Here is a 19,864-nt window from a genome sequence, read left to right as displayed (position 1 = left end):
TCATGACCGAGGCAGAACCTTCCGGCGGCGGCGCGGCCCGGGCGGCCCCGGCACGCCCGTCGTGAGGCCCCGGCCGGGCGGGAGGCGCCGGCACCCCCTGCGGTGGGTGCTGTCCCGGGAGCTGGTCCTCGACTGGCTGCGCTCGTTCCGCACCAGCCGCAGCGCCCTGCACTTCCGGCTCCGGAACCGCTTCTCGGACGCGCCCGTGCGGGGGGGCGCGCCCGTGGTCGTGAGCCTCACGTCCTACGGGAGCCGGATCCGGGCGGTGCACCTGGCCGTCGAGTCGATGGTGCACGGCACCGTGCGCCCGCAGCGGCTGATCCTGTGGCTGCGCGAGGCCGACGTCGTGGCGGACCCGCCCGCGCCGCTGGCCCGGCTGGTGCGCCGGGGCCTCGAGCTGAGGTGCACCGAGGACTGGGGCCCCCACCAGAAGTACTACCCCTACGTCCGGTCCCGGGCGCGGCACGAGCTGCCGCTGGTCATCGCGGACGACGACGTGCTCTACGGCCCGGCGTGGCTCGAGGAGCTGCTCGCGGTCCACGCGCGGCACCCGCACGACGTGGTCGCCCACCGCACCCACCGGATCCGCCTCGGCGGAGGACGGATCCTGCCCTACGCGACGTGGAGCCCCGGCGCCCCGGCGGGAGCGTCCGTCCGCACCTTCGCCACGGGCACCTCCGGCGTGCTCTACCCGCCGCACCTGCTCGACGCCCTGCGCGAGCTCGGCACCGCGTTCACCGCGTGCGCGCCGATGGCCGACGACGTGTGGCTGCACGCCGTCGCCCTGCGCCACGGGACCGGCGTCCGGCCCGTCGGAGACGGCCGCACCGCCTACCGGCCCATCCCCAGGACGCTCTTCCGGGGCCTCAGCACCCGCAATGTCCTGCGCGGGGGCAACGACATGCAGATCGCAGCCACGTATTCGGCCTCGGACGTGGAAGAGTTGGAGCGTGCACGGGTGGCCGAGGGCCCCTGAGCACGTGGACGGGCAGTTCCCCCGCTTCCCGTCCGCCGGCCGTCCCCCCACGGCCGCTGTCCGCGCTCCCATCCCCCCAGGAGTTCCCATGCCGAAGAACTACCGCCGCCCGGACTCGCCGGACCACGTCGCAGCCGACGTGCCGGCGCGCGCAGCAGGGCACTCGATCGTCTTCGACTCGCCGGCCGAACTGGCCGCCTACACCCGCCACGACCGCCTGTCCGCCGACGGGCCCCTCCTGCTCGCCCGCCGCGCCGGATTCCACCCCGACGGGCCCTGGCCCTGCTCGGCGCTCGAGTCCGCCCAGAACGTCCTGGCCACCCGGGCGCGCACCATGATCGAGATCGAGCTGCGCACCACGGTCGACGGCCGGTGCGTGGTCCTGCACGAGGCCGTCATGGGGCACGGGAGCACCGGCGCCGGCCCGGTGAGCGAGCAGTCGGCCGACTACGTGCTCAGCCAGCACCTGGTGGACAACTACGGCGAGGTCACCCGGTTCCCCATCCGGGAGGCCGGCGAGTTCCTCACCTGGGCGGTGCTGGCCGGGGCGGTGCTGTGGCTCGACGTCAAGAACGTGACCCCGGAGGCCGTCGTCGAGCTCGTCCGCACGCACCGGGCCGAGGGCCAGGTGGTGGTGAGCGTGCACGGGATGACGGAGCTGGCCGTCTACCGCAGGATCGCCCCCGACCTCGTCTACTTCGTCCCGACCCACCCGGACGGCCTGCCCACGGTCGACGACGTCCGGCGGGAGGTGCCCGACCTCCGCCGGGTGATCGGCTTCGCCGGCCACTACGTCCCGGACATGGAGGAGAGCCTGCGGATGCGGAGCTGGAACGTGCCCATGCGCCTCGAGCTGCACCGCTACGACGAGAACCTGTCCGCCGACGCCCTGGACGTGCACTACTACCGCCGCGCGGTCGAGGCCGGCTTCGGGATCCTCTCCACCAGCCACTACCGCGAGGTGGCCGACCTCCTCGGCCTGTCCGCGTGGGCGCCGAAGAACGCCTCCGCCCGGGACGACCGGGGGCTGACCCGGCACTGATCCCGGGCGCGTGCCGCTCTCGGCGGGGCGCCCGGGGCCGTCCGGGCCGGGGATCAGTCGTCGCCCGGCGCGTCCTCGGGGGCGTCCCCCTCGGCCTGGGAGGGCTTGTTGTCGTCCGGGTCGACGGCCGACTGCACGCTCTGGTCCTCCGGCACGTCTCCCTCGGCCTGGGAGGGCTTGTTCCGGGCCGGGTCCGGGGTCGTCTCGCTCATGCCGCTCCTCGTGCGCTCAGCAGGGTGATGGTCCCGGCTCACGCTACGCCGGGCCCGGGGCCCCGACAAGAGGATCCCGCTACGCGGCCCGGCCGGCGCGGATCGCGGCGTAGAGCTGGGCGGGGATCAGCCCGGTCCGGTGGGCGCGCTCGACCGCGGCGAAGCCCTCCTCGGTCTCCTCGTACGGGAAGTGGATGAGGTCCGCCGCGAGCTCCCAGTGGTCGATCATCCCGCCGGCCCAGAGCTGGCAGATCGCCCACGGGGTGTCCGCGGAGAACGCGGGGACGTCCGGCAGGACGTACTCGTCGGCCGGCACGCGCCAGGCCTCGAGGCTGTCCAGGTCCGCCGCGAGGTCCTCGAGGGTGTCGTAGTGGCCCGCGCGGTCCGGGTCCACGGAGCCGTTCGGGTTGGCCAGCTCGACGTCGTAGCCGCCCTCGGCCGCGGCGAACACGGTGGTGGGCCCGGGCTCCCCGCCCACGCCGGCGTCGAGGGGCAGCTGGGACGGCAGCCACTCCCAGCCGTCACCGAGCTGGTCCATCTCCAGGTCCCGGTAGGCCACCCAGCCGCGGGCGACGAGCAGCTCGTGGGCGTCGTCGTCCCAGGTGCCCTGAGCGGCGCCCTCGATGTCGACGGTGCGGGCGCCGGCCGCGGCGTGGAACTCCCGCCGCTGCTGCTTCTTCTTGGCGGCGGCCTTCTTGCGGGGCTTGCTCTTGGGCACGGATCCTCCTGACGGGCGGGGACGGACGCGTGCGCGGTCCCTCGGACCTCCCATGATCGCGCATCCGGCGGGATCCGGGGACGCCGGGCCCGCTCCGCCCGGCCGGGACCCCGCGGGGCTAGTCTGGCCGGGACCGTCCGTCCCGACCGCGAAGGATGCCCCCATGACCTCTCCCCGGACCGCCCCCTCGACGAACGGCCCCGTGCGCTACGCGGTGGTCGGGCTCGGCCAGATCTCCCAGCAGGCGTTCCTGCCCGCCATGGCCCGGGCCGGCAGCTCCGTGCTGGCGGCGCTGGTCACCGGCACCCCGGACAAGGCCCGGGAGCTCGCGGCCGAGTACGGCGTGCCCGCGTACTCCTACGAGGACTACCCCGCGCTGCTGGCCTCCGGGGACGTGGACGCGGTCTACGTGGCCACGCCCGTGTTCCGGCACCGCGAGTTCGCCGAGCCGGCGCTCGAGGCGGGCGTCCACGTGCTGGTGGAGAAGCCGATGGAGACGTCCGTGGCGGACTGCCGGGCGATGATCGACGCCGCCGCGCGCGGCGGGGCCCGGCTGATGGTCGCGTACCGGCTGCACCACGAGCCCGGCACGCTCGAGCTGATCACCCGGGTCCGGGACGAGGGGCTGGTGGGCGACCCCCGGCTGTTCACCGCCGTCTTCACCCAGGACATCGACGAGGCCAACCACCGCGGGCACTCCGGGTACTGGGGCGGGCCCATCCCGGACATGGGCAGCTACCCCCTCAACGCGGTGCGCCACCTGTTCGCGGCCGAGCCCCTCGAGGTCCACGCGATGGGGGTGCGGACCCCGGGGCGCGGCTTCGACTTCGACGACACCGTGGCGGTGACGCTGCGCTTCCCCGGGCAGCGGGTGGCGCAGTTCACCATCAGCTACGCGGGCGAGGCCACCGAGCAGTTCACGGTGGTGGGCACCGGGGGCGTGGTCGCGGCGCAGCCGTGCTTCGGCTTCGGCCCCGAGGTGGGCATCAGCTGGACCGTGACCCGCGACGGGCGCAGCGAGACCCGCACCCACGACCCGGTGGAGCAGTTCGCGGGCCAGACCGAGTACTTCTCGGACTGCATCCTCACCGGCACCGATCCCGAGGCCGGCGGGGAGGAGGGGCTGATGGACATCCGGGTGCACGAGGCGGTGCTCGCCTCCCTCGAGACGGGCCGGACCGTGCGCCTGGAGCCCGCGGACCGCGCGGTGCGCCCCGTCGCGGAGCAGGCCCGGGCCCTGCCGCCCGTGGCGGAGCCCGGCGACGACGAGCTGGTGGCCCAGGTCCCGCAGAACGGCTGAGCCCCGGCGGGCGGACCGGCTCCGGTGCTTGTCCCGCACCCCGCCCGGGAGTAGCTTGCGGGCATGACCAGCAGCAGCACGGACGTCGTCCGGCGGCTCTTCGCCGCCTATCTCGCGCAGGACGAGGCGGCGGCCCGCGGGCTCGTCGGGGACGGATTCCGGTTCACGTCCCCGCAGGACGACCACATCGACCGGGCCGCGTACTTCGAGCGGTGCTTCCCCACGGCGCAGCGGGTCTCCCGGCAGGACCTGCTCCAGGTGGTCGAGGCGGAGCCCGGCCTGGTGCTCGTCCGGTACGAGTACGAGCTCCGGACCGGGGGGACCTTCCGGAACATGGAGGCGATCACCGTGCGCGACGGGCAGGTGGTGGACGCCCAGGTCTATTTCGGCGGGCCGCCGCGACCGTAGACTCCGAGGACCATCCGACGCCCAGGAGGCTCGCCATGAAGCACTACCTGCTCAGCATCGAACAGCCCGACGGCGGACCGGCGGCCCCGGAGATCCTCGAGCCCGTGATGCGGGACGTCGCCGCGTTCAACGAGGAGCTCAGGGCGGCCGGGGCGTGGGTCTTCGCCGGGGGCCTGGACCGGGCGGAGGCCTCCGTCGTCGTGCGCTTCCACGGCGAGGACGTGGTGACCACCGACGGTCCGTACGAGCGCGAAGACGAGCACGCCGGGGGCATCTGCATCGTGGCCGCCCCGGACTACGACGCCGCCATCGAGTGGGGCCGCAAGCTGGCGCAGGCGACCACGCTCCCGGTGGAGGTGCGCGAGTTCCAGGGCGAGCCGGAGGAGCACCTGGCGTAGGGCCCGCCCCGGTCCCGGCGGCTCACCGGCCGATCTGCTCGGCCTGCGCCTCCCACGCGGCGTGGGCGTCCCGGGGCCGGGCCGGCCGCCGGGTCTCCCGCAGGGCCCGGAGCGCGGCGTTGCGCTCGCGCGCCAGGAAGTCCGCGGCCGCCCGGGCGGCGGCGTCCTCGCGGACCTGGGCGCGGACGGCGGTGATGGTGCCCATGATGGCCTCGACGCCCTGCGAGCCGCCCGCCAGGTAGGCGGCCCGGACCTCCCGGTCCGGGTGGTACAGGTAGCGGTCGTCGATCTGGCCGCGGTGGGTGTCGAACTCCTCGTCGGTCAGCTCCGAGAGCATGGCGGCCACCCGGTCCAGGCGGGCCTCGACCTCCCCGTGCAGGGGCGTCCTGGCGGCGGCGTCCCGGACGGACCACAGGGCCTGGCCGTGCCGCCGGAGCCGGGTCGCGTCCCAGTCCGCGTGCGGGACCTCGGCCAGCCGGACGGCGATGAAGCTCGCGTCCCCGTGCCGCTGCTGCGGCGGCAGGACGCCGAGCTGCCAGCGGATCCACGCGGTGCGCATGTCCTCCGCGGCGGTCAGCCGGGCCTGCTCGGCGGTCCTCACGATCGACTTCCCGCTGTTCTTCCGGGGGCTCTTGCCCGGAATCCTCGCGGTGGCCCTGCAGGCCGTCCGCGCACCGGACCCGGCAGGGCTTCGCGACGTGCCGTGCAGCCGCTCCCGCGCGCGCTCCGTCAGGGAGCGGGCGAACTCCCGCACGAACATGCCGAGCAGCCACAGGACGGCCCCGGCCAGCAGGAGGAGAAGGATCGTGCCCAGGTTGACGAGGACGAACGAGACCACCGACAGGACCACCGCCCCGGCGATCAGGAGCACGATCCCGGAGACGTCGTTGTTCTCGGTGTTCTGCACGGCGGATCCTCCCGAACCCCTCACACCACTGGACATCCACTCTAGCCGCCGGGGCGGGATCTGTGACCGGTCCCACAGGAAACTCCCGGCATCCCGGGGCGGCCGCGGAGGGGCCGGCGACAGGGGCCGCCCCGATATCCTGGACCCATGCGATCCGCCGTGCTGTCCGTGTCCGCCGCCGTCCTCCTCCTCGTCTCCGGCTGCGCCGGCGGGGGCTCCGAGCAGGACGACCTGCTCCGGGCGCACGGGCTCGAGGGCGCGAGCACGCAGGAGGTCGTCGAGCAGCTGGACCGCACGCACGAGGACCGCGACGCCGGGCTCGCCGGCTCCGTGACCTACGACGAGGTGGTCCTCGACGACGGCGCCGCCGAGACGACCCTGCCCATGCCGGAGGACCGCTTCTACCTGGCGGTCGCCCCGTATGCCACCACGACCCACGAGTGCTTCTTCCACAGCCTCTCCGGGTGCCAGGGCGAGCTCGTGGGCGAGGACTTCGACGTGCGGATCACCGACGGCTCCGGGGCCGTGCTCGTGGACGAGAGCGTGACCAGCTACGAGAACGGGTTCGTGGGCTTCTGGCTGCCCAAGGACATCACCGGCACGCTCGAGATCAGCTCGGAGCGGGGCCGGGCGGTCCAGGAGTTCGAGACCTCCCCGGACAGCCCGACCTGCCTCACCACCCTCCAGCTGGCCTGAGTCCGGCGCGAAGGAAGGGTGATCGGATGAGCATCAGCATGGCCGTGACCTCCCAGGCGGTCCGGCTGCGGGCGCGCCTGCAGCCGTGGACCCCGGTGGAGCAGCTGCACGGGCGCCGGTACCCGGAGCCGGCCAGGATCCCCGCCGACCTGCGGCGCTCGCACGCCGTGGAGCGCACCGAGGTGGCCGGGCGCCCGCTGCTGCGCCTGACCCCGCGCGCCGGGGCGGACGGGTCCCACCTGATCTACCTGCACGGCGGGGCGTTCGTGAACCCGCTGCTGCCGGCGCACTGGTGGATCGTCCGCGAGCTCGTGAAGGACACCGGGACCACGGTCACGGTCCCGCTGTACCGGCTGGCCCCGGAGGGCCACGTGGACGAGGGCTACGACTTCCTCGCCGCGGCCTGGGCGGACCTCGTGACCCGGTCCGCCGCGGGCCGGATCGTGGTCGCGGGGGACTCGGCCGGCGGGTGCCTGGCGATCGGGCTGGCCATGCGCCTGCGGGACGCCGGGCAGCGGATGCCCGACCACGTGGTGGGCTTCTCCCCGGCGGTGGACGTCTCCGCCACGCACCCGGCCGTGCGGGAGATCGATCCGCACGACCCCATGCTGAGCACCGACCGGGTGGTGCCCATGGCCGCGGCCTGGGCGCGGGACCGCGAGCTCACCGACCCGCTGGTCAGCCCGCTCTACGGGGACGTGGCCGGGCTGCCGCCGGTGCACGTGGTCCAGGGCGGCAAGGACATCCTGGCCGCCGACGTCCTGGCCTTCGCGCGGGACCTGGCGCGGGCAGGCAACCCGGGGAAGCTGATCTACGAGCCCGGCGCCTTCCACGTCTACGTGGGCGCCTGGTGGACGCCGGAGGCCCGGCGGGCGGTCCGGCACGTGCGCTCCCTGCTCGGGGAGCACGCCCCGGCGGCGGGGCGGGCCCAGGAATAGCTCGGCACCCCCGGCCGTTCCCTGATTGGTGATACATCAACCAAAAAGGGGAGCGGGCATGAAGGTCGTGGTCATCGGGGCGGGACAGGCCGGGCTGTCGGCGGCCCACCACCTGCGGCGCCGGGGACTGGTCCCCGAGGAGGACTTCGTGGTCCTCGACGCCAATCCCGGCCCCGGGGGAGCGTGGCGGCACCGCTGGCCCTCGCTCACCTTCGGCGGCGCCCACGGGATCCACGACCTGCCCGGGCTGCCCCTCGGGGTGCCGGACCCGGCCGAGCCGGCCTCCGCCGTCGTCGCGCGCTACTACGGCGAGTACGAGCGCCGCTTCGCGCTGCCGGTCCACCGTCCCGTCGCGGTGCGGCGGGTCGAGGCGGCGTCCGACGACGGGCTGCTCGAGGTGGTCACGGACACCGGCACCTGGCGGACGGAGCTGGTGATCAACGGCACCGGCACCTGGGACCGCCCCCACTGGCCGTACTACCCCGGGCGGGAGTCCTTCCGCGGGCGGCAGCTGCACACCCACGACTTCCGCTCGGCGGAGGAGTTCCGTGGCCGGCACGTGGTGGTCGTGGGCGGCGGCACCTCGGCCGTGCAGTTCCTGCTCCAGCTCGCCGCGGCGGGCGCCACCACCACGTGGGTCACCCGCCGGCCCCCGCGCTTCACGGACCGGGAGTTCGACCCGGACTGGGGGCGGGACGTCGAGCGCCGGGTCGACGAGCGGACCCGCGCGGGGCTGCCGACGGCCAGCGTGGTCTCGGCGACCGGGCTGCCCCGGACCGCGCAGTACCGGGCCGGGATCGAGGCCGGGATCCTCGTCTCTGCCGGGCCGCTGGGGGCGGTGACGCCGGAGGGCGTCCGGCTCGCCGACGGCCGGGAGGTGCGGGCGGACGCGATCCTGTGGGCCACCGGCTTCCGGCCCGCCCTGGACCACCTGGCACCCCTGGGGCTGCGCGAACCTGGCGGCGGCATCCGGATGGACGGGGTGCGCGTGCTCCGGGATCCGCGGGTGCTGCTGGTCGGCTACGGCGCCTCGGCCTCGACCCTCGGCGCCACCCGTGCGGGGCGGGCGGCCGCCCGCGAGGCCGTGCGGCTGCTGTCCGCGGCTCCGGCCGGGAAGCAGCGGCCCGCAGCACGTGTTGCCACTGTCAGCACCTGATCCGAGACCCTCGGGAGGGACCGCCATGGTCCGTATCGGCATCATCCTCGGCAGCACCCGGCCGAACCGCAACGGCGGGGACGTGGCCCGCTGGGTCCTCGCCCACGCCTCCGGGCGCGGCGACGCCCGGTTCGAGCTCCTCGACCTGCGCGAGCACCCGCTGCCGCACTTCGACGAGCCGGTGCCGCCCTCGGCCGGGAAGTACCAGAACGAGCACACCAGGCGGTGGGCGGCCACGATCGATCGCTTCGACGGCTTCGTGGTGGTCACCCCCGAGTACAACCACGGCGCGCCCGGGGTGCTGAAGAACGCCTTCGACTACCTCTACGCCGAGTGGAACAACAAGGCCGTGGGCTTCGTCTCCTACGGCACCGCCGGTGGCGTGCGCGCCGTGGAGCAGCTGCGGCAGGTGGCCGGGGAGCTGCAGCTGGCCGACGTGCGCCAGCAGGTGTCGCTGTCCCTGCGCACCGACTTCGAGCACTACCGCACCTTCGCCCCGGCCGAGCACCACCGGCGCTCGCTGGCCACGATGCTGGACCAGGTCGTGGCCTGGTCCACCGCCCTCGCGCCGCTGCGCGCCCCGGCGGAGGACGCCGGCTGAGCAGGGCGCCGTCGTAGTCTGGGGACACCGCGCCGATGCGGCGCACGCCATCCCGACGAAGGAGCACCCCGTGAGCGAGCAGCCCACCTCCAGCCCGGACCCCATCGAGGACGCCGCCTCCAACGACGACGCCGACATGACCACCGAGATGACCCCGATCCCGCACGAGCACGGGGACGCCAAGAACGAGGAGTCCGAGCAGCGGGACTGAGCCCGTTCCGCTGGGCTCAGGCGGCCGTTCCGAAGAGCGAGGCGCGAAGAGCCGACAGGGGCGGGGCGTGCTCGGCCAGCTCCTGGAGGTAGCCCAGGTCGTCCAGGTCGCCCAGGGCGGCCGTGAGCTCCGCGCAGGTGAGCTGGGCGTCCTCGGCGACGACCTCGAGGGCGGGGGCCTCAGCGGCCGTGACGTGCTCGGCCAGGGCGTCGAGGACGACGACGGCGTCGACGCTGACGTGCTCGTCGTGGATGGCCTCGACGAGCAGCCGCTCGGCGGCGTAGACGGGCGCGGCGAACATGTGGGGAACGGGGGACTGCATCGGTGACATCACTGCCGGAACACTACCCCCGGTTCATAAGAATTCTCTGAGACCGGTCGGGGTCCGGTCGCGCCGCACGGCGTGACGAGGTGGCTCGGTACCGGCCTCTGCGCGCACCCGCGGGATCAGCTGGTCAGTGGATCGACCACGGCCTCCAGCCGCGGTGCCCTGCGGGCGTCGAGCGTGGCCTCCACACCCCGGGCCACCGCGAGCAGGTCGGTCTCCTCGAAGCTGGACGTCATGATCTCCAGGCCCACGGGCAGACGGTCCTCGGTGAAGCCGGCCGGCACGGTGGCGGCCGGGAAGTGAAGCTGCGAGGCGATCACCGTGTTGGTCGGGTAGGTGAGGCACGTCCACCGGCCCCCGAGCACGTCCTCGTGGGTGGGAGCCGCGAGCTGGACGTCGGGAAAGACCATGGCGTCCAGGCCCAGCTCCAAAAACTGCGTTTGCACGGCTCGCACGAAGTCCTCGCGGGTCAGCACCCGGTCCAGGTACTGGGGGTCGGTGCGCGGGTCCTCGGGGCCGTCGGTGATGCCCTCGAAGAGGTCCAGGTGCGAGTCGTAGGTGCCGTTCGCGCGGACCTCGTCCACACCGCCGATGCCCGTCTCCGGATGGGCGGCGAAGAAGGCGTTCATGTCCTGCCGGGAACGGGTGAAGTACAGCGAGGTGAAGCCCACGTAGTCCATCAGACCGGGGATCTCCACATCGACCAGTTCCGCCCCGGCCCCGGCGAGCCGTGCCAGCGCGTCCTCGACCACGCGGACGACGGCCGCAGCCTCCGGGTCGGCGGGATCGCCGAACGCCCCGCGCAGGACGCCGAGGCGCCGGCCCTGCAACGATCCGCCGGCGGCCGCCTCGGTGAAGGACGCGCTCCGGCGGCGCTGCCGGACCGCGACCGTGTAGGCGTCCGCCGGGTCGAAGCCCACCAGGACGTCGAGGACCTTCGCGGCGTCCTCCACCGTCCGGGTCATCGGCCCGGCCGTGTCCTGGGGGACCACCAGCGGGGACATGCCGTCCCGGCTGATCAGGCCCGGTGTGACGCGCACGCCCACCAGGTTGCAGAAGGACGCCGGGAGGCGGATGGAACCTCCCGTGTCCTCGCCGATGCCGACCAGCGCCAGGTTCGCGGCGATCGCCGCGGCCGTTCCGCTGCTGGATCCCCCCGGGTCCCGGGAGAGGTCGTAGGGATTCTTCGTCACCCCGGACACGGACGAGGTCGAGAACCAGGAGGTCGCGAAGTCGGGCATCGTGGTCTTGCCCAGGATGACCGCTCCCGCCTCCCTCAGCCTGGCGACCGCCGTGGCATCCCGCTCCGGGACGTGCCCGGCCGTGGCCCGGTTGCCGTAGGTGGTCCGCAGCCCGGCGGTCGCGACCTGGTCCTTGACCAGGACCGGCACACCGTGCAACGGTCCCGACAGCTCACCGCGGGCCGCGTACTCCAGGTCGAGGGCGTCGGCCTCGTCGAGGGCCGTCGCCGAGACGGTGACCACGGAGTTCAGTGCCGGTCCGTCGACGTCGAGAGCGGCGATCCGGTCGAGGTAGGCCTGCACCACCTCCCGGACCGTGGACTTCCCCTCCCGGTAGGCCGACTGGACGGTGTCGATGGTGGCTTCTTCGATGTTCCAGCTCAGGCTCACGGGAGATCCTCACGATCAGGGGTCGCCGGGTGCACGGCCGCTGGATACGGTCCGGAACGCCGGATGCTGGGGCCACCGTACTGTGACGTGCCTCGCACGACAACGACCGGGCGGCGTCCGCCGGACCGGGATCGTCACTGCGGGGTCGTCAGCGGGAGAGCGGCGCCTTCTCGTCGCGGCGCTCGCGGCGGGCCCGGCGTCGCGCGCGGATCCTGTGGCCGAGCAGCAGGAGGAGCACAGCGACGACGACCGGCGCGACCACCCACGGCTGCTCCAGCCACGCCCAGACGACCGCCATGCCCACGGTGCCGTAGATGACACCCCAGATGAGGGTGCCCACGAGCATCGCGGGGATCCAGCGACGCAGGGGCATGCCCGTGACGGCGGTGGTGAGGATGACGGCGGTCTGCAGACCCACGGTGAGGAAGCAGGCCGGGACGGCCAGGACGCCCCAGCGGTGCACGAGGCGCTGGGCCCGCCGGTACACGGCGGTGTCCATGAGCTCGCGGACGCGGTCGGAGCGCCGGCTCCCGCCGGTGGCGGCGGCACGGCCCAGGGCGAAGATGGTGGTGGTCCGCACGACGGCCCCGGCCCAGAAGAACAGAATCGCGGCCCCGAGGGGGAGGGACTCCAGCCAGGCCTGCACCCGTTCAGTCTAGGGAGCGGGCCTGACAACCGCTGACGACAGGGTGTCACTCCGCGACGGGGTGTGCCCGCCCGGGTGGCGCGGATCCGGCCGGCAGAGGGTCTCCTCCGGTCCTGCCGTGCCGCCCGGGGGTACTCTCGCCGTACGGCCGGCCCGCTCCGGAGGCCGGAGCCCCGACCGAGGAGGACGCATGAGCGTGGAGATCGACGAGCGCGGGACCGTGACCGCCGACGGGCGCCCCGTGGACTACGCGACGGCCTACGCCTGGTGCGTCGACTCGCCCGAGACGATCACCGAGCTCGTCCACGACACGAAGGCGTTCGCCACGGTGATCGCCGCCGCCGAGCACGCCGGTCCCGAGGAGCAGGCCGAGGCCGTCCGGCAGGCTTTCGCCGCCGGGACGCCCCGGGAGCCCGGTGCCTCCTGGACCGAGGCGACGTCGGCGGAGCCGGTGGCTGAGGAGCCGGCCGCCGAGGAGCCCACGACCGAGGAGCCCACGACCGAGGAGCCGTTGACCCAGGAGCCGCCGCTTACCGGGGAGCCTGCCGCCGAGGAGTCGGTCACCGAGGAGCCGGCCGCGGGCTGAGACCGCGGGATCAGCCCCGCACCAGGTTGACGGCCAGGGCGAGCATCACCACGCCGATCACCAGGTCCACCACCCGCCAGGTGCGCGGGCTGCTGAGCACCCCGGACAGCGCCCGGGCGCCGTAGCCCAGGGCGGAGAACCACACCACGCTGCCCACCACGGCACCGAGGGCGAAGATCCACCGGGCGTCGGTTCCGTGCTGGTTGGCGAGGCTGCCCAGCAGCACCACGGTGTCGAGGTAGACGTGGGGGTTCAGGTAGGTCAGGGCCAGTGTGGTGGCGATGACCGATCCGCGGGAGCGCGGGGCCTCGGCGGTCAAGGAGGACGGCTTCAGGGCCGAGGCGAAGGACCGCACGGCCCACCACGTCAGGTAGGCGGCCCCGCCCCACCGCAGCACGTCCAGGGCCTCCGGGAACCGGGAGACCAGCGCCCCGATCCCGGCCGTGCCGCCGAGGATCAGCACCGCGTCGCTGACCGCGCACAGTGCCACCACCACCCCCACGTGCTCGCGGCGGATGCCCTGCCGCAGCACGAACGCGTTCTGCGCGCCGAGGGCGACGATCAGCGCCAGCCCGCTCATCAGCCCGGTACCCCAGATGCTCCACATGGCCTCGACGGTAGCCAGCTCCCGCGATGCAGACAAACGAAAGAATTGACGGGTGCGTTAGCTTTGCTTCATGAACTTCGAGCATCTGCGCGCCCTGACCGCGATCGTCGACGAGGGCACCTTCGAGGCCGCAGCGGACGCCCTGGGGATCACCCCGTCGGCCGTCAGCCAGCGGATCAAGGCCCTGGAGGCCTCCGTGGGCCAGGTCGTGGTGCGCCGCGGCGCGCCCTGCACTCCCACCGAGGCCGGGGCCGTGCTGCTGCGCACCGCCCGCCAGGTGCAGGTGCTCGAGGCGGAGGCCCTGCACTCCCTCGGCCACGGGGTCTCCTCCCGGACGGTGACCCCGGTGGCCGTCAACGCCGACTCCCTGGCCACCTGGTTCGTGCCCGTCCTGCAGGAGGCCGCCGGCTGGTCGGACACCACCCTGGACCTGCACGTGGAGGACCAGGACCACAGCAGCCGACTCCTGCGCCAGGGGGACGTCATCGGCGCCGTCACCGGCGACCCCGCCCCCGTGAGCGGGTGCCGGCTCGAGCGGCTGGGCTTCATGCGCTACGTCCCGGTCGCCACCCCCGCCCTGCGCCGGCGGTTCACCACCGAGGCCGGCGTCGACTGGGCGGACATGCCGGTGCTCCGGTTCAACGCCAAGGACGACCTGCAGCTGCGCGCACTGCGCGCCCGCGGCGTCGACCGGTCCCCGCCCACCCACACCGTCCCGTCCGCCGAGGGCTTCCTCGCCGCCGTCCGGGCGGGTCTGGGCTGGGGCATGCTCCCGGAGCTGCAGCTGGGCACGGAGCTCGCCGACGGGTCCCTGGCCCTGCTCGAGGACCACGCGCACCACGACGTCGCCCTCTACTGGCAGAGCTGGGCCCTGGACTCCGAGCGGCTGCACCGCATCACCGCGTGCGTCCGCCGGGTCGCCCGGGAGCACCTGCGCGCCACGGCGCAGGACGGGCCTGGGGCCGGCCCGCCGGCGTAGGGGCCCCAGTCGGTCAGTGCGCTCGCGATGCGGGGAAGGGGGGTGGTGCTCGACCGCCTGTTGAGCAGACGGCGCGCGGACCAGTGTGAAGTGCGTCTCGTTGCAGCCTGCCCAGGAGTCCTGATGTCCTCTCGAGAACGTCCCGTATCGCGTCGTACGGTGCTCGGCGGTCTCGCCGCTGCCGGTGCTGTTCCTCTGCTCGCCCCGGCCCCCGTGGCTGCGGCGGCGGCCCGCACGCCGTTGCGTTCCGATGCACGGACCAAGATCGTCCTCCTGGGCACCAGCGGTGGTCCGGGCTGGGGCGCCACCGAGCCGCCGCGCACGGGCATCGCCAGCGCGCTGGTCGTCGGTGACCGCTACTACCTCGTGGACACCGGCGAGGGCGTCGGATTCCGGCTCATGGACGCCGAGCTCGGGAACTGGCAGGCCAGGGCCGCGCTGAGCGATCTGCGCGCGATCTTCCTCACCCACCTGCACTCGGACCACATCAACGACCTGTCGAACATCCTCAGCCTGGGCGCCTACAACGGTCTGGTGGCCGCGGACCGCCCTGTCCCGGTGTGGGGCCCCGGCAACCGCGGGATCCTGCCGCCGAAGACCGGCACCCATCCGATGCCGCCCATCACCGCCCCCGACAACCCCACCCCGGGCACCGCGGAGATGGTCGGGCTGCTCGTGCGTGCCTTCGCCACGGACTTCAACGATCGCGCCATCGACGGCGGCATGCCCGCTCCGCAGGACATGTTCGCCGGTCACGACATCCCCCTGCCGGAGCGTCTCGTCGACGACCCGAACGGCGATCCGCACCCGCGGATGAAGCCGGTGGTCTTCTACGAGGACGACCGGGTGAAGGTCTCCGCGACCCTGGTCCAGCATGCTCCGGTCTTCCCCTCCTTCGCCTTCCGCTTCGACACCGAGGACGGCAGCGTCGTCTTCTCCGGCGACACCGGACCCAGCGAGAACCTCGTCCGGATGGCACGGGGCGCGGATGTGCTGGTGCACGAGGTGATCGCCACCGAATGGGCGGCCCAGCGCTATCCGGAACCTCGCAGCCCCGAGGACGAAGCGGCTTTCCAGCACCTCATCAAGTCCCACACCCCTGTCGAAGAGGTGGGCGCCATCGCGGAGAAGGCCGGCGTCCCGACGCTCGTGCTCAACCACTTCGTGCCCGGCAGCTGGCCGCTCGAGAAGTGGCAGGCGGCGCAGCAGGGGTACAGCGGTCGGCTGATCGTCGGGGCCGACCTGGACGAGATCAGTCTCTAACCGCCTCCCATGCCTTCCTCCAGGCGCTCCTGGGACTCCCGGACCGGCCTTGTCGTGCTGCGCCCCGGCCTCGACCTCCTCGGTCCCGCCGGGTCGTACGCCCGTTGACCCGGGAACCTGCTCCGGAAGATCAGCGTTCCATGAGGGCGAAGACTCCCCAGCCGAGGTGCTCACGCGTGGAGCGCGCGTAGCGGGCGGGCTCCGTGGTGAGTTCTTCGCGTACCTCGGTGGCCAGATCGTCGTCCGGGTTCTGGTCGAGCCAGCGGCGCAGGTTGAGCCACTGGGCGGCGGCGTAGCGGTCCCAGCTGTCCTGGTCGGCCAGCACCATCTCCACGACGTCGTATCCGAGCGCCTGGAACTGCTCGATCAGTTCCGGGAGGAGCAGGAAGTCGGCGATGCCGGTGGCGTGGCATGCCTGGGCGGTCTCCTCGTCCGGAGGGAGCCGCCGCCAGTAGGGCTCGCCGATCAGCATCAGTCCTCCGGGGCGGAGGCTGCGGTCGAGCAGCTCGGCGGTTCCGGCGACGCCGTTGCCGATCCACGTGGCGCCGATACAGGCGGCGAGGTCGACCGGCTGGTCCGCGACATGGCCGGCGGCGTCACCGTGGACGAACTCGACCCGGTCCGCGACGCCGAGTTCGACGGCGCGGGCCCGGGCCTGCTCGGTGAAGACCGTGCTGATGTCCACCCCGGTGCCCGTGAAACCCAGGTCACGCGCCCAGGTGCACAGCATCTCGCCCGAACCGCTGGCCAGGTCGAGCATCCGTGTCCCGGGGTCGAGACGGAGCGCCTCGCCCAGGGCCGCGAGCTTGCCCGCGGTCAGCGGGTTGTGGATCCGGTGGGTGCTCTCGCGGATGGTGAAGATGCGGGGAAGGTCCATCATCAGATTCTTCTCCGTCCTGCCGTGCGAAAGGAAGAGCAGTGAGGCTGCCGCCCCGCGATCATGTGGTGCGACAGACCCCATTGAATCCATGGGTGAAGCGTGCTTCACTTGTTTGCACAGGGAGGGGAGTATCCCACCAGCGTTCCGTCGTCACTACGACCCCGTGCGGGTCCGGCGGACGGGCCCCAGCCGGGGCCGGGAGAGACCTCCGATCAGATCGATCGGAAGGTTTCGTCATGGATGTCCCGTTCTGGATCTGGGCCGCGGTATTGGGCTTCATCGTGGTGATGCTGGCCGTGGACCTGTTCGCCCACCGCCGCGCCCACGTGATCGGAGTGCGCGAGGCGGCGGTGTGGTCGGGGGTGTGGGTGGCCTTCGGCGTGGCCTTCGGCGTCATCGTCTGGCAGGTGTGGGGGCCGGAGTTCGGTCAGCAGTACTTCGCCGGCTACCTGATCGAGAAGTCCCTGGCGGTGGACAACGTCTTCGTCTGGGCGATCATCTTCAGCTACTTCGCCGTCCCCCGGGAGTTCCAGCACCGGGTGCTGTTCCTGGGGGTGCTCGGTGCCCTCGTGTTCCGCGGGATCTTCATCGCCGCCGGGGCGGTGCTGATCCAGAACTTCTCCTGGATCCTCTACGTCTTCGCCGCGTTCCTGCTCTACACCGGCTACCGGATGATCCGCCAGCGCAACGAGCACCTGAACCCCGAGCAGTCGATGGTGCTGCGCGGCTTCCGCCGCTTCGTGCCGATGACCGAGGCCTACCACGGGCAGAAGCTGCTGGTCCGGAAGAACGGGGTGCGGCTGGCGACCCCGCTGCTGGCGGTGCTGGTGCTGATCGAGGCCACCGACGTCGTCTTCGCCGTGGACTCGATCCCGGCGATCTTCGCCGTCACCGACGAGGTGTTCCTGGTCTTCACCGCCAACGCCTTCGCGATCCTGGGGCTGCGGGCCATGTACTTCCTGCTGGCCGATCTGATCCACCGTTTCGTGTACCTGAAGATCGGCCTGGCTCTGGTGCTGATCTGGGTCGGGATCAAGATGCTGCTGAAGATCGACGTGTTCTACATCCCGACCCCGGTGTCGCTGGCCGTGGTCGCCACGATCATCACCGTCTCCGTCGTCGCCAGCCTGCGCGCCACCCGCGGACAGGGCCGCCAGGCGCTGCCGGCCCCGGCCGAGCCCCCGTTCCGGGTTGCCACCGAGGCCGAGGACGCCGCCCTGGAGCCCGTGTGGACCCGGCGCACGGCGTCACGCCCGGCCACTCGACCGCAACAGGCCCAGGCCCAGGACACCCACCGCGAGCCCGAGCGCGTCCACCCGCACGAAGGAGACCCCCGATGACCCTGGTCCACCTGTCCCCGGCACCGTGCCGCATCGTGGTCGCGGTGATCACCGACGGGCCCGAGGCCGTCGCGGTGGCTCGCTGCGCCGTCCGGATCGCCACCGACCAGGACCGCCCGCTGCTGCTGCTGGTGCCGATGCTGCGCTCGGCCTTCACGACCGACGCCGTCATCGCCGGCCGGGTCCGCCAGGAAGGGCTGCGCGAGGCCGAGGCCATCGCCGCCCGCACCCGCCCGACCCTCGACGCCGCCGGCATGAGCGCCGAGGTGCAGGTGGTGTGGCACCGATCCTGCCCCTTCCGCCGCGCCCAGCAGGTGCGGGCCATCGCCGTGTCCCACGCGGGCGCCCGGATCGGAGCTGCCGTGATCGTCACCCCGGCACAGCTGCCGGTGCCCACGGTGCGGCACGGGGCCGAGGTCCTGCTCGTGGCCGAGGCCGGCGGCTCCCCGTTCAGCGTGCACCGCCCGGCGCGCTCCCGCCGACTGGCCCAACTGTGATGCCCGTGCCCCCTCGGGACGGCACACCGGTCGACGAGAAGTCCATGGACGCCCCGACGACAAGGACCCCGCCATTGCCCTCCAGCTCAAATCCCGGTACGGCTCGGACCTCCTCCCCGGCCCCAGGTCACTCCGACGCGGCAGGAGCGGAGGACTCCGGCCCGGTCCAGCGCCCGCCGTGGACGCTGCTCACCAATCACGGCCACGTCCTGTTGGCCGTGGCCCGGTCCCAGGACGCCCGGGTGACCGAGATCGCCGCCCAGGTGGGCATCACCACCCGGGCGACCCTGACCATCCTCAAGGACCTCGAGGACGCCGGCTATCTCACCCGGCACCGAGTGGGCCGGCGCAGCCACTACACCGTCGACACCCACCGGCACTTCCGCCATCCGGCCACTGCCGCCCACGAAGTGGGCGAGCTCCTCGCGATCTTCGCCCCCGGGGCGGCGGCTCCGTCGCAGGAGAACAGCTGAGTCGATGCCGGAGGGAGTCCGTTCCCGAGCTGCACGAGGAACGGTGTGTGGGGGTCAGGCCGGGCCCACGCGCGCCGTTCCGGTGACGGCCCCGGTGGTCCTCCGCGGAGAGCGCCGCGGCCTCCCGGTGCATCGCGGCACCCTCGGTCACTCGCAGGCCAGGCCCTCGGCCCCGCCTCGGTCCAGCTCCGGGCGGTAGCCGGGCTGGTCCGAGCGCAGGGGCGCCGCACCCGCGGCGCGGACCGCGGCGCAGTCGGCGTAGTGGACCTCCTCCGCCGGTGACGGCCCCGCGGCGGTGTTCCCGGCGGGCGGGACGTCGGTGGGCACGTCCTGGTCCGGGCACCCGGCCAGCACGTCCGCCATGGCGTCCCGCTCGGGAGCCGTCACGAACAGTTCGTAGCGGGTCTTGACCGCGATCTGGGTGGCCACGTACTCGCACCGGAAGGACTCGTTCGGCGGCAGCCACCCGGCGGCGTCGGAGGCGGACTTCTCCCCGTTGGTCGGCCCGTCCACGGCCCGCAGGTTGAGCGGGTCGTTGGCCAGGGCCGTGCGCTCGTCCCGGGTGAGCCGGTCGGCCCCGGAGATCCACGCGTTCTTCAGCGCCACCACGTGGTCGATCTGCACGTCGGCGGAGGTCAGCGGTCCGCGGACGAACTCGATCGTCCGCCCGGTGTAGGGGTCATCGAGGGTCCCGGAGAGGACCCTGCACCCGTCGTCGTGGAGGACGTCACCGGTCAGGTCCCGGGCCAGGACGTCGTTGCGGGCGTCGCAGCCGTTGCCGTCGGGATCGGCCCAGTCCCCGAACTGGGCGAGCCGGTCGTAGTCCTCCCCGCCGCCGGCGTTCTCGACGGGCAGGGCCGCGAGCGCCCGTGCGGCGGGGGAGGTGGCCTCCACGGCCTGCGGCGTGCAGCCGGTCAGGACGCCCAGGGCGACCGCGAGCGGGACGAGCAGCGTCCGCCGGGCACGGGTCTGCGGTGGCTCGAACCTGCGCACGGTGTTCCCTCCGCTCCGGCCGGTGGTGTCGGGACCCCTATTCTCGCAGGTCAGCCGTTCGGGGTAGATTGCGGCACC

25 protein-coding genes are annotated in these 19,864 nt (G+C 73.2%); 16 read left to right on the top strand and 9 right to left on the bottom strand.

Going from position 1 to position 19,864, the window contains the following annotated elements; translation table 11 throughout:
• Positions 1 to 106 precede the first annotated feature (106 nt).
• Positions 107 to 976, top strand: a complete 870-nt coding sequence (locus RF640_RS00400) for a hypothetical protein (RefSeq protein ID WP_368826145.1) — start codon at positions 107 to 109, stop codon at positions 974 to 976.
• Between the two features lie 88 nt (positions 977 to 1,064).
• Positions 1,065 to 2,018, top strand: a complete 954-nt coding sequence (locus RF640_RS00395; RefSeq protein WP_109221551.1) for a hypothetical protein — start codon at positions 1,065 to 1,067, stop codon at positions 2,016 to 2,018.
• A gap of 53 nt (positions 2,019 to 2,071) precedes the next feature.
• Here RF640_RS00395 and RF640_RS00390 read toward each other — a convergent pair whose 3' ends face one another.
• Positions 2,072 to 2,230: a hypothetical protein gene (locus RF640_RS00390; RefSeq protein WP_154676755.1), complete on the bottom strand. Its 159-nt coding sequence runs from the start codon at positions 2,228 to 2,230 to the stop codon at positions 2,072 to 2,074.
• Positions 2,231 to 2,309: 79 nt separating this feature from the next.
• Positions 2,310 to 2,948, bottom strand: a complete 639-nt coding sequence (locus tag RF640_RS00385) for a hypothetical protein (protein ID WP_017834996.1) — start codon at positions 2,946 to 2,948, stop codon at positions 2,310 to 2,312.
• A gap of 163 nt (positions 2,949 to 3,111) precedes the next feature.
• Here RF640_RS00385 and RF640_RS00380 point away from each other — a divergent pair, with 163 nt between their 5' ends.
• From RF640_RS00380 to RF640_RS00370, 3 genes are all read left to right on the top strand, one after another.
• Positions 3,112 to 4,248: a Gfo/Idh/MocA family protein gene (locus RF640_RS00380; RefSeq protein WP_017834995.1), complete on the top strand. Its 1,137-nt coding sequence runs from the start codon at positions 3,112 to 3,114 to the stop codon at positions 4,246 to 4,248.
• A 63-nt stretch (positions 4,249 to 4,311) separates the two neighbouring features.
• Positions 4,312 to 4,656, top strand: coding sequence for a nuclear transport factor 2 family protein (locus RF640_RS00375; protein WP_017834994.1), 345 nt, complete (start codon positions 4,312 to 4,314; stop codon positions 4,654 to 4,656).
• A gap of 35 nt (positions 4,657 to 4,691) precedes the next feature.
• Complete coding sequence (locus tag RF640_RS00370) at positions 4,692 to 5,054, top strand: YciI family protein (RefSeq protein WP_017834993.1); 363 nt, start codon at positions 4,692 to 4,694, stop codon at positions 5,052 to 5,054.
• Between the two features lie 22 nt (positions 5,055 to 5,076).
• Here RF640_RS00370 and RF640_RS00365 read toward each other — a convergent pair whose 3' ends face one another.
• Positions 5,077 to 5,961 carry a hypothetical protein gene (locus tag RF640_RS00365; protein ID WP_017834992.1) on the bottom strand — a complete coding sequence of 295 codons (885 nt, stop codon included), beginning with the start codon at positions 5,959 to 5,961 and terminating at the stop codon, positions 5,077 to 5,079.
• Positions 5,962 to 6,108: 147 nt separating this feature from the next.
• On the opposite strand from RF640_RS00365, the gene RF640_RS00360 reads away from it, so the two are divergent.
• The 5 genes from RF640_RS00360 (at position 6,109) to RF640_RS00340 (ending at position 9,563) form a co-directional block, all read left to right on the top strand.
• Positions 6,109 to 6,657 carry a CueP family metal-binding protein gene (locus RF640_RS00360; RefSeq protein ID WP_017834991.1) on the top strand — a complete coding sequence of 183 codons (549 nt, stop codon included), beginning with the start codon at positions 6,109 to 6,111 and terminating at the stop codon, positions 6,655 to 6,657.
• A gap of 26 nt (positions 6,658 to 6,683) precedes the next feature.
• Positions 6,684 to 7,595: an alpha/beta hydrolase gene (locus RF640_RS00355; protein WP_368826142.1), complete on the top strand. Its 912-nt coding sequence runs from the start codon at positions 6,684 to 6,686 to the stop codon at positions 7,593 to 7,595.
• Positions 7,596 to 7,653: 58 nt separating this feature from the next.
• Positions 7,654 to 8,751, top strand: coding sequence for an FAD-dependent oxidoreductase (locus tag RF640_RS00350; RefSeq protein ID WP_109269064.1), 1,098 nt, complete (start codon positions 7,654 to 7,656; stop codon positions 8,749 to 8,751).
• Between the two features lie 25 nt (positions 8,752 to 8,776).
• Positions 8,777 to 9,352 carry an NADPH-dependent FMN reductase gene (locus RF640_RS00345; protein ID WP_109221548.1) on the top strand — a complete coding sequence of 192 codons (576 nt, stop codon included), beginning with the start codon at positions 8,777 to 8,779 and terminating at the stop codon, positions 9,350 to 9,352.
• 70 nt (positions 9,353 to 9,422) lie between these two features.
• Positions 9,423 to 9,563, top strand: coding sequence for a hypothetical protein (locus RF640_RS00340; protein WP_017834987.1), 141 nt, complete (start codon positions 9,423 to 9,425; stop codon positions 9,561 to 9,563).
• Positions 9,564 to 9,579: 16 nt separating this feature from the next.
• Here the strand turns inward: RF640_RS00340 and RF640_RS00335 are convergent, their stop codons facing one another.
• The 3 genes from RF640_RS00335 to RF640_RS00325 all read right to left on the bottom strand — a co-directional run bounded on the left by RF640_RS00335 (position 9,580) and on the right by RF640_RS00325 (position 12,168).
• Positions 9,580 to 9,885: a hypothetical protein gene (locus tag RF640_RS00335; RefSeq protein WP_017834986.1), complete on the bottom strand. Its 306-nt coding sequence runs from the start codon at positions 9,883 to 9,885 to the stop codon at positions 9,580 to 9,582.
• A 125-nt stretch (positions 9,886 to 10,010) separates the two neighbouring features.
• Complete coding sequence (locus RF640_RS00330) at positions 10,011 to 11,522, bottom strand: amidase (protein ID WP_368826139.1); 1,512 nt, start codon at positions 11,520 to 11,522, stop codon at positions 10,011 to 10,013.
• A 148-nt stretch (positions 11,523 to 11,670) separates the two neighbouring features.
• Positions 11,671 to 12,168: a DedA family protein gene (locus RF640_RS00325; protein WP_017834984.1), complete on the bottom strand. Its 498-nt coding sequence runs from the start codon at positions 12,166 to 12,168 to the stop codon at positions 11,671 to 11,673.
• Positions 12,169 to 12,358: 190 nt separating this feature from the next.
• On the opposite strand from RF640_RS00325, the gene RF640_RS00320 reads away from it, so the two are divergent.
• Positions 12,359 to 12,754: a hypothetical protein gene (locus tag RF640_RS00320; RefSeq protein ID WP_109243981.1), complete on the top strand. Its 396-nt coding sequence runs from the start codon at positions 12,359 to 12,361 to the stop codon at positions 12,752 to 12,754.
• A 10-nt stretch (positions 12,755 to 12,764) separates the two neighbouring features.
• Here the strand turns inward: RF640_RS00320 and RF640_RS00315 are convergent, their stop codons facing one another.
• Positions 12,765 to 13,361 (bottom strand): LysE/ArgO family amino acid transporter, encoded by a 597-nt coding sequence (locus RF640_RS00315; RefSeq protein WP_031283834.1) that lies wholly within the window; start codon positions 13,359 to 13,361, stop codon positions 12,765 to 12,767.
• A gap of 70 nt (positions 13,362 to 13,431) precedes the next feature.
• On the opposite strand from RF640_RS00315, the gene RF640_RS00310 reads away from it, so the two are divergent.
• Together RF640_RS00310 and RF640_RS00305 are read left to right on the top strand one after the other, a co-directional pair.
• The gene (locus RF640_RS00310; protein WP_368826136.1) at positions 13,432 to 14,340 is read left to right on the top strand and encodes a LysR family transcriptional regulator ArgP; all 909 of its coding nucleotides are present in this window, start codon (positions 13,432 to 13,434) and stop codon (positions 14,338 to 14,340) included.
• Positions 14,341 to 14,463: 123 nt separating this feature from the next.
• Positions 14,464 to 15,603 carry an MBL fold metallo-hydrolase gene (locus RF640_RS00305; protein ID WP_368826134.1) on the top strand — a complete coding sequence of 380 codons (1,140 nt, stop codon included), beginning with the start codon at positions 14,464 to 14,466 and terminating at the stop codon, positions 15,601 to 15,603.
• Between the two features lie 130 nt (positions 15,604 to 15,733).
• On the opposite strand, the gene RF640_RS00300 is transcribed toward RF640_RS00305, so the two are convergent.
• Entirely contained in the window at positions 15,734 to 16,483 is a 750-nt protein-coding gene (locus tag RF640_RS00300) for a class I SAM-dependent methyltransferase (RefSeq protein WP_229587499.1), read from the bottom strand.
• Positions 16,484 to 16,719: 236 nt separating this feature from the next.
• Here RF640_RS00300 and RF640_RS00295 point away from each other — a divergent pair, with 236 nt between their 5' ends.
• From RF640_RS00295 to RF640_RS00285, 3 genes are all read left to right on the top strand, one after another.
• Entirely contained in the window at positions 16,720 to 17,823 is a 1,104-nt protein-coding gene (locus RF640_RS00295) for a TerC family protein (RefSeq protein ID WP_368826132.1), read from the top strand.
• Complete coding sequence (locus RF640_RS00290) at positions 17,820 to 18,320, top strand: hypothetical protein (RefSeq protein WP_368826130.1); 501 nt, start codon at positions 17,820 to 17,822, stop codon at positions 18,318 to 18,320. The genes RF640_RS00295 and RF640_RS00290 overlap by 4 nt, the downstream gene beginning before the upstream one ends.
• A gap of 242 nt (positions 18,321 to 18,562) precedes the next feature.
• The gene (locus RF640_RS00285) at positions 18,563 to 18,793 is read left to right on the top strand and encodes a winged helix-turn-helix domain-containing protein (protein ID WP_346216178.1); all 231 of its coding nucleotides are present in this window, start codon (positions 18,563 to 18,565) and stop codon (positions 18,791 to 18,793) included.
• Between the two features lie 147 nt (positions 18,794 to 18,940).
• On the opposite strand, the gene RF640_RS00280 is transcribed toward RF640_RS00285, so the two are convergent.
• Entirely contained in the window at positions 18,941 to 19,786 is an 846-nt protein-coding gene (locus RF640_RS00280) for a DUF1524 domain-containing protein (RefSeq protein WP_232035212.1), read from the bottom strand.
• Between the last annotated feature and the right edge of the window lie 78 nt (positions 19,787 to 19,864).

It is taken from the genome of Kocuria sp. CPCC 205231, from assembly GCF_040980965.1.
Taxonomy (GTDB): Bacteria; Actinomycetota; Actinomycetes; order Actinomycetales; family Micrococcaceae; genus Kocuria; species Kocuria rosea.
The sequence above is the reverse complement of the archived record's forward strand: the minus strand, read 5'-3'. Positions and strand labels throughout refer to the sequence as shown.

Bases quoted from the DNA above. Each gene is read 5' to 3' on its own strand.
- RF640_RS00360 (WP_017834991.1), top strand. From the start codon at position 6,109: ATGCGATCCGCCGTGCTGTCCGTGTCCGCCGCCGTCCTCCTCCTCGTC.
- RF640_RS00350 (WP_109269064.1), top strand. From the start codon at position 7,654: ATGAAGGTCGTGGTCATCGGGGCGGGACAGGCCGGGCTGTCGGCGGCC.
- RF640_RS00320 (WP_109243981.1), top strand. From the start codon at position 12,359: ATGAGCGTGGAGATCGACGAGCGCGGGACCGTGACCGCCGACGGGCGC.
- RF640_RS00375 (WP_017834994.1), top strand. From the start codon at position 4,312: ATGACCAGCAGCAGCACGGACGTCGTCCGGCGGCTCTTCGCCGCCTAT.
- RF640_RS00335 (WP_017834986.1), bottom strand. From the start codon at position 9,885: ATGCAGTCCCCCGTTCCCCACATGTTCGCCGCGCCCGTCTACGCCGCC.
- RF640_RS00370 (WP_017834993.1), top strand. From the start codon at position 4,692: ATGAAGCACTACCTGCTCAGCATCGAACAGCCCGACGGCGGACCGGCG.
- RF640_RS00290 (WP_368826130.1), top strand. From the start codon at position 17,820: ATGACCCTGGTCCACCTGTCCCCGGCACCGTGCCGCATCGTGGTCGCG.
- RF640_RS00395 (WP_109221551.1), top strand. From the start codon at position 1,065: ATGCCGAAGAACTACCGCCGCCCGGACTCGCCGGACCACGTCGCAGCC.
- RF640_RS00295 (WP_368826132.1), top strand. From the start codon at position 16,720: ATGGATGTCCCGTTCTGGATCTGGGCCGCGGTATTGGGCTTCATCGTG.
- RF640_RS00300 (WP_229587499.1), bottom strand. From the start codon at position 16,483: ATGATGGACCTTCCCCGCATCTTCACCATCCGCGAGAGCACCCACCGG.
- RF640_RS00315 (WP_031283834.1), bottom strand. From the start codon at position 13,361: ATGTGGAGCATCTGGGGTACCGGGCTGATGAGCGGGCTGGCGCTGATC.
- RF640_RS00345 (WP_109221548.1), top strand. From the start codon at position 8,777: ATGGTCCGTATCGGCATCATCCTCGGCAGCACCCGGCCGAACCGCAAC.
- RF640_RS00355 (WP_368826142.1), top strand. From the start codon at position 6,684: ATGAGCATCAGCATGGCCGTGACCTCCCAGGCGGTCCGGCTGCGGGCG.
- RF640_RS00305 (WP_368826134.1), top strand. From the start codon at position 14,464: ATGTCCTCTCGAGAACGTCCCGTATCGCGTCGTACGGTGCTCGGCGGT.
- RF640_RS00380 (WP_017834995.1), top strand. From the start codon at position 3,112: ATGACCTCTCCCCGGACCGCCCCCTCGACGAACGGCCCCGTGCGCTAC.
- RF640_RS00390 (WP_154676755.1), bottom strand. From the start codon at position 2,230: ATGAGCGAGACGACCCCGGACCCGGCCCGGAACAAGCCCTCCCAGGCC.
- RF640_RS00310 (WP_368826136.1), top strand. From the start codon at position 13,432: ATGAACTTCGAGCATCTGCGCGCCCTGACCGCGATCGTCGACGAGGGC.